Here is a 19,117-nt window from a genome sequence, read left to right as displayed (position 1 = left end):
GTTGTGAGTTGCGAGGATAACAGTTACTGCTCCTTGTCCTTTAGTTGTTGATAGTAGCGTATAAAACCATTTAATAATTTTCTAGCATGCAGAAGCTGGCTTAATAACTTCTCAAGTTCCTCTTTGTTGATGAAGTTCAAATCAGAAGAAAGATGTATTTGGGTTTCCAATTCATACAAAGATCCTCTCCCTATAAAAAAGAATTGAATGCTGTCTTTAGTATGATTTCTACCACAGCCTTCAGCAATATTCGAAGGGACAGAAACAGCGCATCTTCTCATTTGATTGACAAGGCCAAAAACTTCGTCTTGAGGATAATTGGCGGTTGTTAAATAAATCTCTTTAACCAATTCTCTGGCTTTCTTCCACACTTCTAACTCAGTATAAGATTTTATATTTTCTTTCATTTTATAACTTGTCTACAAGCACTGCCATTAACCTAACGCGAAAACACTCACAACTCACGACTAGCAACTCACAACTAATTAATACCCCAAACTCGGTCCCAGCCATTTCTCAATCACTTCTACAGATTCATTTTTACGCTGTGCGTAATCTTCCACTTGATCTTTGCCAATCTTTCCTACACCAAAATAGCGCGAAGCGGGGTTTGCGAAGTAAAAGCCGCTTACTGCTGCCGTAGGATGCATTGCCAAGCTCTCCGTTAGGTAGATACTCGTATTCTTTTCGGCATCTAAAATAGTAAACAAAGTAGTTTTTTCGCTATGCTCGGGACATGCCGGATATCCAGGGGCCGGTCGGATACCTGCATATTGCTCTTTAATAAGTTCTTCGTTGCTCAACTGTTCACCGGAAGCATAACCCCAATATTCTTTGCGTACCAGCTCATGCATTTTTTCAGCAAAGGCTTCTGCCAAACGATCAGCTAAAGCTTTCACCATGATACTATTATAGTCATCATAATTTTTTTCATATTCGGCAACTAATTCGTCACAACCGATGCCGGTAGTTACGGCAAAACCTCCCCAGTAGTCGGATACCCCGCTTTCCGTTGGAGCAATAAAGTCTGAAAGGGCATAATAAGGCTGATCTTTTGCTTTTTCTGCTTGCTGACGAAGCGTATGTATAGTGGTTAATTTTTCCTTGCGTGTATCATCGGTGTACAGAATGATGTCATCACCCACCGCATTGGCTGGCCAAAATCCAATTACCGCGCGCGCTGTCAAAAGCTTGTCGGACACGATTTTGTCAAGAAGTTGTTTCGCATCCTCAAAAAGTTTGCTTGCCTCAACGCCAACGGTTTTATCGGTTAAAATACGGGGGTAGCTACCCCTTAATTCCCATGTGTGGAAGAAGGGTGTCCAATCGATATAGGGTAGAAGATCTGCTAGCGGAAAATTAGCAAACACTTTTGTCCCCAGAAAGGATGGTTTTGGAGCTTCGTAATTTGTCCAGTCAATTTTAAAGGATTGTTTTCTAGCCTCTTCAATTGGGATAAGTTTTTTTTCTGCTCTTTTTTTTAGATGGTTTTCTCTAGCCTTATCATATTCCTCACGAATATTTGCGGCGTAGGCCTGGTGTGTTTCTGCGTTTAAGAGATTACTGGCTACACCGACACTTCTGGAAGCGTCCAACACATGAACAATGGTGCCTGAATAGGCGGGTGCAATTTTTACTGCAGCATGGATGCGTGATGTGGTGGCTCCACCAATCATAATAGGAATCTTGAAACCTTCCCGTTCTGCTTCTTTGGCAACATGTACCATCTCATCAAGAGAGGGCGTGATAAGTCCGCTCAAGCCTATAATATCGACCTGTTGCTTTTTTGCTTCTTCCAAAATCCGTTGGCTCGGAACCATTACGCCAAGATCAATAATCTCAAAATTATTACAGGCCAAAACCACTCCGACGATGTTTTTGCCAATATCATGTACATCTCCCTTTACAGTAGCCATTAAGATTTTACCCGCGTTTTTTCGGTCGCTTGCTGACGGGTTCTTTGCTTTTTCGGCTTCAATAAATGGTAATAAATAAGCAACAGCTTTTTTCATCACACGGGCCGATTTCACTACCTGAGGTAAAAACATTTTCCCGGCACCAAAAAGATCACCAACGATATTCATGCCATCCATGAGTGGTCCTTCTATCACTTCCAACGGTCTGGGGTATTTTAACCTTGCCTCTTCTACATCTTCATCAAGATAATCAATTATTCCTTTTACGAGCGAGTGTGATATACGCTCCTCAACGTTACCATTCCGCCATTCAGCGCTCTTTACTTCTACCTTACCTTTACTTTTTACGGTTTCTGCGAAATCTACTAAGCGTTCGGTAGCATCTTCCCTACGGTTAAGCAACACATCTTCTACATACTCCAACAATGTAGGATCTATTTCTTCATATACTTCTAACATGCCAGCGTTCACTATTCCCATATCTAATCCTGCTTTGATGGCATGATATAAAAAGGCAGCATGCATTGCCTCCCGTACTACATTGTTACCGCGAAAAGAAAAGGAAATATTACTTACTCCACCACTTACTTTTGCAAGGGGAAGATTTTCTTTAATCCATCGTGTAGCATTGATAAAATCTACTGCATAATTATTGTGTTCTTCTAAACCTGTTGCTACCGTTAAGATATTCGGGTCAAAAATGATATCTTGAGGAGGGAATCCCACCTCCTTTACTAAAATGCCATAAGATCGTTGACAGATTTCTACACGTCGCTGGAAATTATCTGCTTGCCCCTGCTCATCGAAGGCCATGACCACTACTGCAGCACCATAATGCATAATGGTGCTCGCTCGGTCTTTAAAAAGCTCTTCCCCTTCTTTTAGGGAGATGGAGTTCACTATGCCCTTCCCTTGTAGGCATTTCAGTCCTATCTCAATAACACTCCATTTAGAGGAATCTACCATGATAGGAAGCTTAGCGATGTCTGGCTCTGAAGCAATGAGATTCAAGAAGCGTGTCATAGCTTCTTCAGAATCAAGCATCCCCTCATCCATATTGATATCGATCACCTGAGCCCCACCTTCGACTTGTTGGCGTGCCACGGAAAGTGCTGCCTCAAAATCGCCACTTAATATAAGTTTTGCAAATTTTGGAGAACCTGTTACATTCGTACGTTCGCCAATATTCATGAAAACACTTTCTGGGGAGTATGTAACAGGCTCTAATCCGCTTAAGCGCAAATGAGGTTTTTGTTTACTTATTTTTCGAGGCTTAGCCTTGGCAGCCTTCGCTGCAATACAGCCAATATGTTTTGGTGTAGTACCGCAGCATCCGCCAACGATATTAACAAAGCCATTTTCGATAAAATCTTCCAATAGATGCGCCGTTTCGTGTGGCTGTTCGTCATATCCACCAAATTCATTAGGAAGTCCGGCATTAGGATAAGCCGACACATAGCATTCGGCTTTACGCGCCAGTTCTTCAATATGCGGACGCATTTCTTTAGCACCCAAAGCGCAGTTTAAGCCGATACTGAGGATGTTGCCGTGATTGATCGAATTTAAAAATGCCTCAACCGTTTGGCCAGATAAGGTCCGCCCGCTAGCATCGGTTATGGTGCCAGATATCATAATATCAATAGGAGTGCTGCGTTTGCCCGAGCTTATGAGCTCCTTTTCATATTTTATGATGGCAAAGATAGCCGCTTTAGCATTTAGGGTATCAAAAATTGTTTCGATAAGCAAAACGTCAGCCCCTCCATCCATCAAACCTCTTACCTGTTCATGATAGGCATCCACTAAATTGTCAAAAGTTACTGCTCGATAGCCCGGATCGTTTACATCAGGTGAGAGTGAGGCGGTTCTATTAGTTGGTCCGATAGCGCCGGCTACATATCGAGGTTTTTTTGGCGTAAGCGCAGTATATTCGGTAGCAGCCTCCTTTGCGAGCCTTGCTCCCTCATAGTTTAATTCGTAAACCAATGACTCCATCTGATAATCTGCCATAGAAATTATCTGTGAGCTAAAGGTGTTGGTTTCTATAATGTCTGCTCCAGCCTCGAGATAGGCTTTGTGTATTTCTTTTATTATAGCTGGTTGCGTAATATTTAAAAGATCGTTATTGCCTTTCACCTCCGATGGATGCGCACGAAAGCGCTCACCGCGGAAGTCTTCTTCATTTAAGCCATATGGCTGAATCATGGTGCCCATTGCCCCATCGATTATTAAAATACGTTTGTTTAATTCTTCTCTTATACTCATACGACACGCTCTCTCTCGCTGGATATCCCAGTGGGTTCTTTTATATATTATGCTTGCATTGAGAAAAAAGCCCAGAAAGTGACTTTCGCTTATCTGTCCCAGTTTATCGGGTAGAATGTAGCACCTTGTAAGCACAGGTTGCCAAGACTTCGCAGGGTCTAATCCCTCCGTCTTTCTCAATAAGCATTGCAAATGTCGGTAATAATTTGGTGATTATCAAATGTAATTTGATACACCTAGATTTACGTATCAATGCCTTGCAGTACTTAGAACTATTAAAACTGTCAAATCCTTTGGAGACTTATTAAAAGCAGGTATCTTTAGAAAATACTTAACATTGGGAAATACGGAAGATGCTTAAAGATAAATATGATGTCGTCGTAGTAGGTTCTGGACCAAACGGTTTGGCTGCAGCGATAACGATGAAAATGGCAGGCTTGGATGTTTTGCTCCTTGAGGGAAGTGATACAATAGGAGGCGGACTTAGGTCGGGAGAGTTGATGCTGCCTGGCTATACATATGATATCTGTTCTGCGATTCATCCTATGGCGATACAATCTCCCTTTTTTAAATCATTACCACTAAAAGAGCATGGTTTAACCTATGTTAAACCACCTGTTTTAGCCGCCCATCCGTTGGACAATGGAGGGGCAGTAGGGTTATACGGATCATTGTTGGAGACCGCTCGTCAGTTTGGTAAGGATGCAAAAACTTACGAGCATCTTTTTGACCCCTTAGTAAAATTGTGGCCCGAAATTGTAGAAGACGTTTTAGCCCCCCTTCACATACCCTCATCTCCATTGAAAATGTTGAAATTTGGCATGAAGGCATTAAAATCGGCAGCTAGCACAGCACGGAGCTTTAAGAGTGAAGAAATGAAGGCTTTGTGGGCTGGCATGGCGGCACATTCCATGCTTCCCCTTACTCATGCAACGACTTCTGCGATTGCACTTGCGCTCTCTATAGCCGGGCACGAGGGGGGGTGGCCTATACCTATAGGGGGCTCGCAAAGTATTGCCAATGCACTAAACTCTTATTTTAAATCCTTAGGCGGAGAAGTGCTTGTTAATTATTATGTAGATTCGATGGAAAAGCTTCCGAGATATAAGGCGATTATATTTGATATTGGACCAAAGCAGCTATTGAAGATAGCGGGACAAAAGTTTTCGTCAAATTATAAGAAGCAATTGAAATCTTATCGTTACGGTATGGGGGTTTTTAAAATGGATTGGATATTAGACGGGCCCATACCTTTTGCATCGGAAATATGCAAGAAGGCTGGAACGGTACATATAGGTAATACCTTTAACGAAATTGCTGCAGGTGAGGAAGCTGTTTGGAAAGGAAAGCACCCAGAAAAGCCATTTGTATTACTGGCACAGCAAAGTCTTTTTGATACGAGCAGGACGCCGGATAACAGACAGGTGGTTTGGGGCTATTGTCACGTTCCTAATGGATCTACGATAGACATGAGCAATGCTATCGAGCAGCAGATAGAACGTTTTGCTCCAGGTTTTCGTGATCGTATTTTAATGAAACAAACAATCAATGCTACGGATTATGAAAGGTATAATCCGAATTACGTAGGGGGGGATATTAATGGAGGTGCCATGGATATTCGGCAATTGTTTACAAGACCGGCACTTAAGTGGTCACCTTACAGCACATCGGCCAAAGGGATTTATATTTGTTCTTCCTCTACGCCCCCCGGTGGAGGTGTGCATGGCATGTGTGGCTATCATGCCGCTCAAAAAGCATTACAAGAAATCTTCAAGGGGAGCGTGCCCTCATTTCAAGAATAAATCCCAATTTTCATAGAGTAGGTACAAATAATACCTTTTATGCGTATTATTTATGGGCTAATTAGGAATATTTTCGTCCTAACAAAGCTACTTTATGCTATGTATATTTGTTTGGTTTAAATATCTACTAAAAAGATAGATTTAATGTGTAATAATTTATAATGCGATGAAACAAGCTAAAGTTGCCATTTCAGTTTTTAGGCGGGCCAAAGCCCCATCTGTTCACAAGCTTTTCTTTCCTTCCTGTTGTTGTTGAAAAACAACGGTACATAACATCTACAAAATAATCAATCTTCCATTCGGGAAATTTTACGTTGCTTGCTAAGTTCATTTCATAAATGAACTTGATAGCGTATGTCCTACATTCTATATGCTAAAAAATGATCGATTTTCATATTAAAAGATATTTTAATTTTTTTCACTTAAATAGGGCTGTTAAAAATTGTTCCTTCATTAAAAAAGCAACCTTTATTGGGTTTGCGATATTTTTAAGTGGAGAGATAGCTGCCCAAACAACTAAACCTCTTATCAATTCAACATTAGATGGAAAAGTAATTGATGCTAATACGAAGGAACCCTTGCCCGGGGCCACAGTGTCCATCGAGGGTACTACTCACAAAGCAAGTACCGATGGAGATGGACGATTTAAGTTTATAACTGGGCAGAAATTTCCCTATACGTTAATTGTCAATTATATTGGATATAAAGTAAATAAGGTTGTCGCCACCGGAAGTCCGATAGAAATTGGCCTAGCGCCTGATTTTAACCAGTTGGAAGACGTAGTCGTGGTAGGATATGGTACTCAGAAGAGGGGCGATTTAACAGGAGCAATAGCTTCGGTACCTGCAGAAGTAAAGAGTCAGCCTGTAGCGTCTCCAGAACGTCTTCTCCAGGGGTCAGTACCAGGAGCCGTAGTTACGCAAACTTCCGGACAACCGGGAGGTGGCGTCAGTGTGCAAATTCGCGGAAACAATTCGATAACCGCTGGTAGTGATCCCTTGTATGTAATTGATGGATTCCCCATCAGTAACGATTATTCTGTTAATGATGCTGGGGTGAATACCGGTTCTAAAATCAACCCCCTTTCGACGATAAATACATCCGATATTGAATCAATTGATGTGCTTAAAGATGCATCAGCAACGGCAATATATGGATCTCGTGGGGCAAATGGAGTGGTGATTATAACTACAAAAAATGGAACAAAGAATAAGTCTTCCATCAATTACGATGGTTATTATGGAGTGCAGGAAGTTGTTAAGACCATCCCATTATTAAATGCCGGCGAGTGGTGGCAATTACGCAAAGATGCTGCAGCAAACTCAGGGAAATCTACTTCTTTACCTTCGGTTTCAGGCTATACGTTGGATACAAGCGGCGTAGGCACCGACTGGCAAGATGCTGCCTTTCGACAAGCGGCCATACAGAATCATAACCTTTCCATTCTGACGGGAGGGGAGAAAACAAGATTAGCCATATCTGGAAATTATTTTGATCAGGACGGGATTCTACAAAATACGGGGTTTCAACGTATATCAGGTAGAGTGAATGTCGTACATGATTATAATGAACGATTAAAGTTAACAAGTAATTTATCGGCTAGCAGGTCGAAAGCGGCTATAGCGCCAACATCAGTTGTTGCTAACTTATTGCTTACCCCCCCTTCACTTCCCATTTATCAGGATGATGGTTCATTTGTCATCTATAGCCCCTTCGAATCGAACTTACAAAACCCCATCAACTCTTTATATAATCAGCTGAATGAAAGTAAAACAAATCGACTTTTGGGAAATATAACAGGCGAATATGAAATTATTGACGGACTTAAAGCAAAAGTATTAGTGGGGGTAGATGTTGTAGATAATAAGCAGAATCGTTATCTGCCTAAAACTACGGCTGAAGGACTGGATTTGGGAGGTTTGGCGCAAGTTGGTTCGCTGTTTACATCCAATTGGCTTAACGAGAATACCTTAAGTTATGACAAAACGATTAATGACAAAAACCGAATTAATGCTATTGTTGGATTTACTGCACAACAATCAAATAGTGAGGGGGCTGTGGCAGAGGCTGCTGGATTTGCGACAGATGTTTTTTCTTTTAATAATTTGGGAACGGGTATCACTAACCGAACACCCAGCTCAATTGCAAACGATTGGTCGCTCGCTTCATTTCTGGGAAGAATTAATTATGTCTATGACGATCGTTACCTATTGACTCTTACTTTTCGTTCAGATGGTTCTTCAAAATTTGGGGCGGGAAATAAGTGGGGGTATTTCCCTTCAGCAGCTCTTGGTTGGAATGTGAGTAATGAGGATTTTTTTAAGGATATTAAGAATATAAGTCAGCTTAAATTACGCTTGAGTGCTGGTACCACAGGTAATCAGAATATACCTTCCTACCAATCGCTTTCACAACTTGACTATTTCAGGTATAACTTTTCTAATACCACCGTACACGGGTTCGCTCCCGTAACTGTTCCCAATCCCAACCTCGGATGGGAAAAGACATTTCAATTTGATGCCGGTGTAGATGTAGGTCTATTTAATAATAGAATAACCGTGGTTGCTGATTATTATTACAAGAAAACCACCGATTTACTGCTGAATAGGACGGTTCCAGGAACTTCTGGTTTAGCCGAGTTTGGAGGCGGACAAACTGCAGCCATCTATCAAAATATTGGGGCTGTATCCAATCAAGGGATTGAAGTATATGTAAATTCAAATAACATAACGGGAAATTTTACTTGGAAAACTATTGCCATATTCTCAAAAAACACCAATAAAATTACCGACTTAGGGGAAGGTGTGGATCAAATTATTCCCGTGATATCACAACCATCTATTGCAAAAGTTGGGTACCCTTTAGGTTCTTTTATTGTTTATCAAACAGATGGTATTATTCAGGAGGGAGACAACCCACTTACGCCGCAGCAAAATAAAAGTCCAGGTGGACAAAAATACAAGGATCTCAACGGCGATGGCCAAATTACACAGGCTGGTGATCGAATAGTAATCGCTAATCAACCAGGTTTTACTGCCGGACTCACCAATAATTTCAGTTATAAAGGTTTTGACTTATCAGTGTTCTTCCAAGGATCGTTCGGGGGTAAATTATATAATGCAAATAGAGCCAACTTGGAGTTAGGAACTGGTTATGTGAATGCATCCCGTGAAGTATTGAATCGCTGGACACCTAACAACACAAGTACTGATGTAAAAGCAGCTTTTCAGGATCCAGCCATTACCATCTCAGATCGCTTTATAGAAAGCGCTTCTTATGTTCGACTAAAGAATGTTTCGTTCGGATATACGATACCAAAGCGTGTTTTTGGAAAGTCGGGTTTGGATTCCCTGAGAATTTATGTTTCGGCACAAAATGCGTGGACATGGACAGACTATACAGGCTTTGACCCCGAGGTGAGCCAGTCGGAGCAGTCGCTCATTAACAGAGGTATTGATCAAGGTATTTATCCGAATAATAAGTCCGTTCAACTGGGTGTCTCGTTAACCTTATAAAAACAAAAAAATAAACAGATGAAAAGAATTATCTATATCATCCTCATAAGCCTTACTGTTACCTCTTGTAAGAAATTTCTTGAAGAGGAGCCTGCTGCTATCATTTCAGAAGAACAGTTTTACAAAACGCAAGATGATGCATTAAATGCCATTAACGCCGTTTATTTCTTCCTTAATTCTGGAGGTACTTCCGTTCAAACACCTTATAATACCTTGTTTAATACAGGAATGAATATGGCGGGTGATGATGAGGATCCAGGACCAGGGGCCACGAATCCAGATGTGCGTTCACTGTCGGTTTTGGCACATTCTTCAACAAATCTGAGGATTTATGAAATTTGGCAGCAACACTATGCTGCCATAAAGCGTGCGAATGTTGCGCTGGAGAAAATACCTCAAATTGATTTTGATGAAAACCTTAAGAACAGATTGCTTGCGGAAGCTAAATTTTTAAGAGCGCTTTATTACTTCAATTTGGTTCGTTTGTATGGAGATGTTCCGCTTATTGTAGCATATCAGAAATATATAGATGCAAATGACTATGCAGTTCCTCGGAGCGCCGCTACCGAAGTGTATGGCCAGATAGAAAAAGATTTAAAGGAAGCCGCAGCGGTTTTACCTGCTAGTTATAGTTCACCCGATGTAGGTCGCGCAACGGCAGGAGCCGCAAAGGCGCTGCTAGCGAAGGTATACCTTACGGAAGCCTCATTGCCGCTTAAGATACAAGAACATTATGAAGATGCTGTCAAAATAGCCGAGGAAGTGCTTTCATCGCAGGATGGCGGCTCTGGGAGTTATGGGTATGATTTGATTGAGAACTATGCGGAGGTTTTTCTGCCGGCGTTTAAGAATGGGAAAGAGCATATTTTTTCGGCGCAATTTAAATCAAATTCCCTAAATCAGGGAAATAACGAGGCACCACGTGCAATACTAAGTAGTATACCGGGTCTAAGAGGGAATTACGCACATATGGCAAGATACTATAAAGAAGGGAACGATAACTTCTTTAGTATTTTCAAATTATTTAAACCTAACGATAAACGTAAGTATGTAACGTTCGTGACAAGTTTTACTAGTCCGTCTAATGGTAGAAGTTATAATTTACCCTTAAACAATCCGGCAGTACCGGGAGACTCAACACCTTTCTTTAACAAATGGTGGGATCCTAATTCAACAGCGGTAACCAGTGAGTCGGCTGCAAATGTGCCCATCATACGTTATGCGGATTTGTTGCTTATTCATGCTGAAGCTGAAAACGAAGTAAATGGTCCTAGCGCAAAAGCTTATAAATCAATTAATCGGGTAAGGCGCAGAGCAGGCTTGCCAGACCTAACCGCGGGTTTAAGCAAAGATCAGTTTCGCGATGCTGTTTACTTAGATAGGCGACTTGAACTGGTATATGAATACCAACGCTGGTTTGATCTAATAAGGGAAAAGGACGCTTCTGGTAATGGGATTTTTGTGAAGAGCCTTCATAAAGTTGGTAAAAACAATGCTGCCGAAAAACATGCTTTGTACCCTATTCCGCAATCTGAAATAGATAACAATCACTTATTAACCCAGAATCCGGGATTTTAAAGCTGTACGGAATGATGACGGTTTAAGTATGGCCACTATCTTAAGTATAATAAGTGCCGTTTGGCTTACCGGGCAATAAAAGAGAAGATACGTAACGATTTGAAAATAATTTAAAAACAAATTATAAACAGATGAGCAAATTAATTACAACAATTTTCGGTTTCACGTTTGCCGTTTCCTTTGCGCATGCACAAAATATTACGCAGCAGCAGGAGTCATTTAAAGGTGTGGTTGGAAAAGATTTTGCTAGCTCTAAAGAAGCTTGGGTAGACCCCATAACAGCTCCTTCAGGAGCTCCTAACGTTGTTTGGATTTTATTGGATGATGTGGGATTTGGTGCGAGCAGCACATTTGGAGGGTTAATCAATACACCAACCTTTGACAGCTTAGCAAATAATGGCTTGCGTTATACGAATTTCCATACAGCAGCGATCTGTGCACCAACACGAGCAGCTTTATTAACCGGGCGCAATCACCACCGCGTACATGAAGGCGGGTTCTCTCATCGCTGGTCGGCCTTTGGCTTTCCTGGCTGGGATGGAAGGATCCCTTCTGACAAGGGAACGATCGCCGAAATACTAAGAGAAAATGGCTACAGTACTTTTGCTGTAGGAAAATATGGTTTAACACCCGATCAAGATGCAACGGATGCTGGACCATTTGATCGCTGGCCTTCGGGAAAAGGTTTTGATCATTTCTTTGGTTTTTTAGGTTCGGCAACCGATCAATATAAGCCGGATCTGGTAGAAGATAATGCCCATGTAGTGCCAGATGGCAGGCATCTGAGCGAACAGATTACGGACAAAGCTATCAGCTTTATCGATCGGCAAAAGAATGCTGCTCCAAATAAACCTTTCTTCCTATATTATGCTCCTGGTGCAACACATTCACCCCACCAAGTAGAAGGGAAATGGAGAGATCTATATAAGGGAAAATTTGATAAAGGATGGGATAACTATCGTGAGCAGGTATTTAAACGTCAGAAGGAACTTGGAATCATACCTGCTAATGCCACATTACCGGCTAGAAATCCTAATATCAAAGCTTGGGAAAAACTCTCCGACGACGAGAAAAAAGTTTATACGAGATTTTTTGAAGTGTATGCAGGATACTTAACCTACACCGATTACGAGGTGGGACGATTAGTTAATCACCTTAAAGAAATCAATCAGCTTGATAACACCTTGATCTTATTGGTGGTTGGAGACAATGGTGCGAGTAAAGAGGGGACACTCTACGGAACGGTTACACGATCACCTGCAACAGCTTTACAACAAGTATTATCAGAGAAAGAGGCTGTTAAAGCAAATCTTGACAATCTAGAACTTATAGGTACTCCACAGGCAACGAATGGGAATTATCCATTAGGGTGGGCGCAAGCCGCTAATACCCCTTTTAAATACTGGAAGCAGGATGCGCATTCTGAAGGTGGGACACGTAACCCGTTGATTGTTTTTTATCCCAAAGGCATTACAGAAAAAGGAGGAATACGTAATCAATATGGTTACGTAAATGATTTGTTGCCCACTACACTAGAGTTCCTACACATCGAGGCACCTGCATATATCCGAGGTATTAAGCAGGATACCATTCAAGGAACATCATTAGTGTATTCGTTTTCAGATAAGCAAGCGCCTTCTAGACATAAAACACAGTACTACTACATCTTTGGTTCTCGATCTATCTATAAGGATGGCTGGAAAGCAGGCCTAGCTTTTAAAATTGATGATAATAAAGGAGGTAGGTTACGAAATGTTAGTTTTCCAGATCCAAATCATATCGAGTGGCAATTATTCAATCTGAATGAAGATTTTAATGAACAGCACGATTTGGCTAAAAAGAACCCCGAAAAACTCGAGGAACTTAAATCATTGTTTGAAGAAGAGGCAAAAAAGAATAATATCTATCCCTATATCACCTGGGACGATGTCGCGGATAGGCGAAATACATTACCAAAACAATAATAACAAAGTGTCAAATAATTAAAATGCAAAAGAATGAAACAATTCATCTCATTGACGCTACTACTATTCACTGTTGGAATCGTAATAGCACAGGAAAGGGGCGTTAAACTGTTACCTTTCGAGACATTTGAAAAGAAATTATTGAATGCAGGCGCATATGCTCAGATTTTAGATGCTCGTTCTGAAGAAGAATTTATTCAGAATCATGTGAAGGGCGCACAGAATGTATCTGACGAAAAGCAGTTTAAATCAGTATTGGCGCAACTAAAGAAAAGCGAGCCGGTATTTATTTATTCCATAGGTAATGGGCGGAGTGCTAAGCTGGCGGCAACTTTGCGCGCACAGGATTTTAAAGAGGTATATGAGTTTCCCGGAGGGCTTAGTAAATGGATAGGGGAGGGAAAACCAGTTGAGTCTACCGTTGGTGAAGGTTTATCGTTGGCAGCCTTTCATGATCAAATCACCTCAGAAAAATTGGTATTGGTGGATGTGAGTTCCCGGTACTGTGGCGGATGCAAAAAACTGAAACCGATTGTAGAAAATGTGGCGGATGAAAATAAGGATAAATTTAAATTAGTTAATATCGAGGCTTATGATAATAAGCAGTTAACAAAAGAACTTGCTGTGGATGCACTTCCCACACTGATTTTATATAAAGGAAAAGAAGTTGTTTGGAAAAAACACGGGTTGAGCTCTAAGGAAGAAATTATTGCCCAGTTGAACAAACATAAAATTTAACGACATGACTTTTCAAGATATTCTTTTGTTGGCGAAAAAAATTCTAGTGGGAATTGTTGTAACACTCATCCCGACACTGATTATTATTTTTGCTATTAACTTTTTACAAAAACTCATCGGATAGGAGGATTGCAGATGAAATTAGAAAAAGAAGTAAAAGATCGAATCGTGAGAAATGTTTTGCTTAGTATATTTATTTATGCACTACCAATCTTGCTGATGTTTCTCTATTTCTATTTAACAGGCGAAAAACCTTGGATTAAATAGACACTTGTGGAATTTATTATTATTTAATCATTTAATGGCCCATTATCATGATACAATTTATAGAAGCAATCTTCACCAACCTTAATACTTGGGGATTGGCGGTGCTCACGTTAATTATAGGCGTTTTTGAATTTTCTTTTGGCTTGTACGGTAAGGAATGGAATCGTAATGAAAAGTTGCTCGACCTTGCTTGCTATGCCTTACCCCGTTTAGTTACACGGCCCTTGGTAGCCTATTTTGGGTTGAAATTTGTTCCATTTATTTTGCCACACTCGAAAGATGCGTTCGAATGGGTGCCGTTTTTCTGGGGTTTTATTATTATTTGTATTTATGATGACCTGACGCAGTATTGGTATCACCGACTTCATCATGAAATCCCCTGGTTATGGCGGTTTCACAGAACGCATCATTCAGCTTCGTATATGGGAATGGCCATGGCTTCAAGGCAGAATATCATTTATACTATTTTCTTTTCTCAAACCTATTTAACCGTTATATTGGTGTATCTTGGCTTGGGCTACCCAGCTTTGTTTGCAAAAGGAATTAAATCGTTAATAACCAAAATGGCGCATTCCAGTATTAAATGGGACAAGCCTTTTTATGAAAAGAAATGGCTTCACCCTATTGCTTGGATACTTGAAAGAACGATTTCTACACCAGCTACGCATCATGCACATCATGCAGATACAATAAACGATGGTGTGGGACATTATAAGGGAAATTTCGGAAATATGTTTTTCCTTTGGGATATTATTTTTGGAACAGCCTTAATAACACGGCAATATCCTAAATCTTACGGTATCTCGCACTATGAAGGCGATGAATGGTATGCACAGCTTCTTTGGCCTATATTTAAATCAAAAGTGGCAGGGAGTGAATTGGCAGCAAATGGCCCCATGGTGCGAGAAGACATCGTTAAACAGGAGGGACCAGTTATTCACAAGCAAGAGAATAAAGAAATTATCTTAGAAACAAAAGCTATTACCCCAGGTTTAACAGGTTAAAATGTTTTTAGATATTTCTTTTTCCTTTTAACATATTATGATAGTTTTGGTGTTTTACTAATCAGATACTAAATATGAATGAAGAAATTATTTCAAAAGAATCAACAACCAAGGAAGAAGACTTATCTCCCGAGCTGCAAAATTTGCCTAAAAAAAACTTTTTAACGGAGGATTGGACGGTTGTAATCCTAGGATTTATTATTATAGGATTGGCCGTTGCAGGATTTCATATAGGCGCCCCAAAATATAAATGGTCTGATGCGAATAGTCTTTTTGCAGCTTTCTCTACAGCAAATTTTGTGAGTTTATTGCAGCAACTCGTTTTTACCTTCGTTATTTTGGTTATTGGTGGATTGCTAACGGGACGGAAAATTAAACCTTATCTGCTGGGGTTTCCAGTCGTGTTTTTTTTAACCGCGCTTGCGTTATTGCTTGCTGGTAATTCAAAAATGGAAGAGCTGGGTTTAGAGGCGGTAATATTTAGTTTATGTATCGGGTTAATTGTTGGTAATACTATAAAATTGCCGGTATGGTTAAAAGAAGCATTGTCTGCAGAATTATTGGTAAAGATTGGTTTAGTTCTATTAGGTACCAATGTGATTTTTTCAGATATTCTGAAAGCTGGATCACTCGGATTGATTCAATCGCTGGTAGTAGTACTGTCAGTATGGTATTTTGCTTTTTGGCTCTGTAAAAAGTTCAAAATAGATGATGAGCTGGCGCTCATGCTTTCAAGTGCCGTTTCTATTTGTGGCGTTTCTGCGGCGATCGCTACATCAGGTGCTATACAAGGAGACTCAAAAAAATTATCGTATGTGGTCTCTATGGTGCTCATTACGGCTATACCGATGATGATTGGTATGCCTTATATTGCGAGCTATTTTGGTTTTTCTGAAGAAGTTACTGGAGCATGGTTAGGTGGCAGCATCGATACCTCCGGTGCTGTAGTTGCCTCGGGGTCATTGGTAGGTGAGACGGCTTTGAAAATCAGTACTATTGTAAAGTTCTCCCAAAATGTTTTACTAGGTGTGGCGGCTTTAGCAATTTCCGTATATTGGACTTATACTAATCACCCAGCTGGACAGCAAGCGGCAACGAAACCAGGTTTAGGGGTGATTTGGGAGCGTTTTCCGAAATTCGTGCTTGGTTTTATTGCAGCATCCTTATTGTTTTCGTTCGTGCTGCATGCAGATACGGTTGCGGCGGTTAAAGGCGATATAAAGAGCGTTCAAGGTCTTTGGTTCGCATTGGCTTTTACAAGTATTGGTTTAGAAACAAATTTTAAGGATTTAATTAAAGAGAATAGTAAACGCCCATTTTGGGTATTTTTGATTGCTCAATTATTTAATATCTTAGTTACCTTAGCGCTAGCAATATTATTATTTAGCTAGTTTGGATGTGTGGTTTATGAATATTAACATATATAGTTTTTTATCTACTTGCGTGGTTGGAATAGCCAGCATTGGCCTTTTCATAGGATGTAATAATGCAGCGAAAAAGCAGGAAAAAGAGACAGACTCTGTAGCAATGTGCATATCTGAAGGAATCCCTTCTCGAGCTGCTGCAGCTAAGCGTGCACAGGAAGCGATTCTCATGGGGGCCGATGATGCGAATATGGTACTAATTAAGGGCGGTACTTTTAAAATGGGATCGGAAGAATTTGCCGATGCCAAACCGATTCACGAAGTAAAGGTGAACGATTTTTGGATGGATGAACATGAGGTAACAAATGCCCAGTTTGCGAGATTTGTTGAAGCAACGGGTTATCTTACTGTGGCCGAAAGGGCGCTGAATCCTGAAGATTTTCCGGGTGTATCCAGGGATTTATTAGTCCCGGGGTCAGCCGTTTTTACGCCGCCAAAGGAGCAGGTTGATTTGAATAATCACTTACAATGGTGGAAGTATGTACCTGGTGCGTCCTGGCGTCATCCAACAGGACCAGGCAGTAATACAGAAGGCAAAGAAAATGAACCAGTGGTGCAGGTTTGTTATGAAGATGCGGATGCTTTTGCTAAATGGGCAGGAAAGAGGCTGCCTACGGAGGCCGAATGGGAATATGCAGCGAATGGAGGTAAAACTGGAAATGTATACTATTGGGGTAATGAATTAAAACCAAAGGGGAAATGGGTTGCGAATGTTTATCAAGGTGATTTTCCCTCGAAAAATACAACCGAAGATGGTTATGCTGACGTAGCACCAGTAAAGTCCTTTCCTGCAAATCCGTACGGGTTGTTTGATATGGATGGAAACGTTTGGGAATGGTGTGCTGATTTTTATCGTCCTGATGCGTATGAAAAATCTGTGAAAGATAATCCTAAGGGCCCCGCAGATAGCTATGATCCGGCTGAACCCGGCCTTGTAAAAAGAGTGCAAAGGGGAGGGTCATTTTTATGCAATAATCAGTATTGCGAACGATATAAGGCTGGAAGTAGGGGGAAGGGAGAAGTGAGCAGCGCTAGTAATAACCTTGGATTTCGATGTGTAAGCGATCAAAAACCTAAAAAATAGTTTATTCTAACTGTAGTTGATGTTTGACGGTTTTTCCTGATTTACTATCACGGCCGGTAAATTCGACGTAATCGATATGGGGTTTAAATAATGATCCACCATTTATGCGTACAAATATCCGCTCAATAATCGTTTGCTTGTTGTTTATGGAAGCAAATGCTTCATATTGTTTACTTTCAGGGCAATAGGCTAAACGCATGGGGATTTTTTTGCAGGATGTTAGCGATATTTCATATTCATCTTCTGCTAATTTTTTGTAATTCACACCATAAGCAAACTTTCGCTGTATATAGGTTAGATCTTTACGCTCGCCATCTTCCTCGTATAAAATCCAATAGGCCTTAACAGGATCTTCTTCATCTATTTTTCCATCCTTTTTATTCAAGGTGTACACCACGGTATTAGCATTCGGGTCCCTCTGCAAGTAGAATAGTTGCTCATTTTCCTTTGGTGTAGGAAGAGATGCTTTATTTACTTGTTTGCTATTCTTGTTGTCTTTGCCTTCTTGCGCTTCCACATGTACATTATAAAACGAAGTCGCGACCAATACTAAAACAAAAGTTTTCATAGGCCATTGGTTTATTGTGATAATAAATTACTATATCGTTCGCCTTAATAAGAACAAGGTTTGTACCAAAGATAATTATCTGAGATGAAAAAAAGAATGCCTAAATGTTAATTTAAAAATAGGTGGTTTAGTGTAGGCGCTTTGTTAACTGTTCTTCAATAGCTCTGAATACCTGTATAGGTTTATGATTGCGCCAGCTCATATCATCTAATAAACCGCCAAAATTGATATAGTAATCAATATTTGCGTTTTTAAATTCTTCAATTACATGATGTCTAAAATTAATACCGGCAATCCATCCATCCTCAATTTCCTGAAACCATTCTTCATAGTAGCAATCATCCGATGCATGGAAATTTAAGATATTCTCACCGATTAAAATAAATTTGTTGATGCCAGCAGCAAGCATTACTTCGACAACTTCTCTTTTTAAAAGCATGATATCGTTATTAATGGCATCATTCCACTCGCCGATAAATTCTATAATCGAAAAATTATGATCGTAATCGGCAAATAGTACTTTTAAATATAAGGTGTTGGAACCGAAGGAATCCCATTGTGGATGCAATAAAAAATTGTAAATCTGTTTGTCAAATTCAAATTCACTATATTCTGCTCCATAAAATGGAGATTGTTCGTCTTCAGCGGCGACATAATCATCGCGCCAACGATAATATGGTTCAATCTCATGCATTTTTAACCTTATAAATTTAAATTATCAAATATTTATTGTTGAAACATTTGATAGCTTGAATTGTTAACGGAAATAGAATTATTTGTTTACTAATAGGCGCTATACAACCATCAAATAATTTTTTACAAAAATAGATAAATTACTTTTATATATGATTTGCAAAAGCATCGAAAGTGATTTATTCTTAAAAAGTAAATGCTATTTGTATCCATTAAGTGAATAATCTTTATAATAGAGTATCTTATTACTTCAGAATTGATAATTTCATATAGTGCAAGGCATAATTCCGTTATAATAACTA

At 40.1% G+C, this 19,117-nt stretch carries 12 protein-coding genes and 1 riboswitch; of the genes, 8 read left to right on the top strand and 4 right to left on the bottom strand.

Annotated elements, in window-relative coordinates:
- Nucleotides 1-23: 23 nt before the first annotated feature.
- Nucleotides 24-407: a four helix bundle protein gene (locus BMY50_RS24505; RefSeq protein WP_093330859.1), complete on the bottom strand. Its 384-nt coding sequence runs from the start codon at nucleotides 405-407 to the stop codon at nucleotides 24-26.
- Between the two features lie 78 nt (nucleotides 408-485).
- Nucleotides 486-4,178, bottom strand: a complete 3,693-nt coding sequence (gene metH / locus BMY50_RS24500; RefSeq protein WP_093331280.1) for a methionine synthase — start codon at nucleotides 4,176-4,178, stop codon at nucleotides 486-488.
- An 86-nt stretch (nucleotides 4,179-4,264) separates the two neighbouring features.
- Nucleotides 4,265-4,364: riboswitch (SAM riboswitch) on the bottom strand.
- A 167-nt stretch (nucleotides 4,365-4,531) separates the two neighbouring features.
- Here metH and BMY50_RS24495 point away from each other — a divergent pair.
- The 8 genes from BMY50_RS24495 (at nucleotide 4,532) to BMY50_RS24460 (ending at nucleotide 17,554) form a co-directional block, all read left to right on the top strand.
- The gene (locus tag BMY50_RS24495) at nucleotides 4,532-5,980 is read left to right on the top strand and encodes a phytoene desaturase family protein (protein WP_093330855.1); all 1,449 of its coding nucleotides are present in this window, start codon (nucleotides 4,532-4,534) and stop codon (nucleotides 5,978-5,980) included.
- A 380-nt stretch (nucleotides 5,981-6,360) separates the two neighbouring features.
- On the top strand, nucleotides 6,361-9,495 hold the full coding sequence (locus tag BMY50_RS24490) for a SusC/RagA family TonB-linked outer membrane protein (RefSeq protein WP_093330852.1): 3,135 nt from the start codon (nucleotides 6,361-6,363) through the stop codon (nucleotides 9,493-9,495).
- An 18-nt stretch (nucleotides 9,496-9,513) separates the two neighbouring features.
- On the top strand, nucleotides 9,514-11,073 hold the full coding sequence (locus BMY50_RS24485) for a RagB/SusD family nutrient uptake outer membrane protein (protein WP_093330847.1): 1,560 nt from the start codon (nucleotides 9,514-9,516) through the stop codon (nucleotides 11,071-11,073).
- 131 nt (nucleotides 11,074-11,204) lie between these two features.
- Nucleotides 11,205-13,037 (top strand): arylsulfatase, encoded by a 1,833-nt coding sequence (locus BMY50_RS24480; RefSeq protein WP_093330843.1) that lies wholly within the window; start codon nucleotides 11,205-11,207, stop codon nucleotides 13,035-13,037.
- 33 nt (nucleotides 13,038-13,070) lie between these two features.
- Nucleotides 13,071-13,775: a thioredoxin domain-containing protein gene (locus tag BMY50_RS24475; protein ID WP_093330839.1), complete on the top strand. Its 705-nt coding sequence runs from the start codon at nucleotides 13,071-13,073 to the stop codon at nucleotides 13,773-13,775.
- Nucleotides 13,776-14,089: 314 nt separating this feature from the next.
- On the top strand, nucleotides 14,090-15,046 hold the full coding sequence (locus BMY50_RS24470) for a sterol desaturase family protein (RefSeq protein WP_238383878.1): 957 nt from the start codon (nucleotides 14,090-14,092) through the stop codon (nucleotides 15,044-15,046).
- A gap of 74 nt (nucleotides 15,047-15,120) precedes the next feature.
- Nucleotides 15,121-16,437, top strand: coding sequence for a YeiH family protein (locus tag BMY50_RS24465; RefSeq protein ID WP_093330836.1), 1,317 nt, complete (start codon nucleotides 15,121-15,123; stop codon nucleotides 16,435-16,437).
- Nucleotides 16,438-16,453: 16 nt separating this feature from the next.
- On the top strand, nucleotides 16,454-17,554 hold the full coding sequence (locus BMY50_RS24460; RefSeq protein ID WP_093330832.1) for a formylglycine-generating enzyme family protein: 1,101 nt from the start codon (nucleotides 16,454-16,456) through the stop codon (nucleotides 17,552-17,554).
- Between the two features lies 1 nt (nucleotide 17,555).
- Here the strand turns inward: BMY50_RS24460 and BMY50_RS24455 are convergent, their stop codons facing one another.
- Nucleotides 17,556-18,122, bottom strand: a complete 567-nt coding sequence (locus BMY50_RS24455) for a DUF4833 domain-containing protein (RefSeq protein WP_093330826.1) — start codon at nucleotides 18,120-18,122, stop codon at nucleotides 17,556-17,558.
- Between the two features lie 127 nt (nucleotides 18,123-18,249).
- Nucleotides 18,250-18,816 carry a hypothetical protein gene (locus BMY50_RS24450; protein WP_093330822.1) on the bottom strand — a complete coding sequence of 189 codons (567 nt, stop codon included), beginning with the start codon at nucleotides 18,814-18,816 and terminating at the stop codon, nucleotides 18,250-18,252.
- Nucleotides 18,817-19,117: the final 301 nt, after the last annotated feature.

Source organism: Olivibacter domesticus (assembly GCF_900109575.1).
Taxonomy (GTDB): domain Bacteria; phylum Bacteroidota; class Bacteroidia; order Sphingobacteriales; family Sphingobacteriaceae; genus Olivibacter; species Olivibacter domesticus.
Note: the sequence above shows the minus strand (reverse complement) of the source record. Positions and strands in the feature narration are given on the sequence as shown.

Bases quoted from the DNA above. Each gene is read 5' to 3' on its own strand.
- BMY50_RS24485 (WP_093330847.1), top strand. From the start codon at position 9,514: ATGAAAAGAATTATCTATATCATCCTCATAAGCCTTACTGTTACCTCT.
- BMY50_RS24475 (WP_093330839.1), top strand. From the start codon at position 13,071: ATGAAACAATTCATCTCATTGACGCTACTACTATTCACTGTTGGAATC.
- BMY50_RS24495 (WP_093330855.1), top strand. From the start codon at position 4,532: ATGCTTAAAGATAAATATGATGTCGTCGTAGTAGGTTCTGGACCAAAC.
- BMY50_RS24455 (WP_093330826.1), bottom strand. From the start codon at position 18,122: ATGAAAACTTTTGTTTTAGTATTGGTCGCGACTTCGTTTTATAATGTA.
- BMY50_RS24505 (WP_093330859.1), bottom strand. From the start codon at position 407: ATGAAAGAAAATATAAAATCTTATACTGAGTTAGAAGTGTGGAAGAAA.
- BMY50_RS24490 (WP_093330852.1), top strand. From the start codon at position 6,361: ATGATCGATTTTCATATTAAAAGATATTTTAATTTTTTTCACTTAAAT.
- BMY50_RS24460 (WP_093330832.1), top strand. From the start codon at position 16,454: ATGAATATTAACATATATAGTTTTTTATCTACTTGCGTGGTTGGAATA.
- BMY50_RS24450 (WP_093330822.1), bottom strand. From the start codon at position 18,816: ATGCATGAGATTGAACCATATTATCGTTGGCGCGATGATTATGTCGCC.
- BMY50_RS24465 (WP_093330836.1), top strand. From the start codon at position 15,121: ATGAATGAAGAAATTATTTCAAAAGAATCAACAACCAAGGAAGAAGAC.
- BMY50_RS24470 (WP_238383878.1), top strand. From the start codon at position 14,090: ATGATACAATTTATAGAAGCAATCTTCACCAACCTTAATACTTGGGGA.
- metH (WP_093331280.1), bottom strand. From the start codon at position 4,178: ATGAGTATAAGAGAAGAATTAAACAAACGTATTTTAATAATCGATGGG.
- BMY50_RS24480 (WP_093330843.1), top strand. From the start codon at position 11,205: ATGAGCAAATTAATTACAACAATTTTCGGTTTCACGTTTGCCGTTTCC.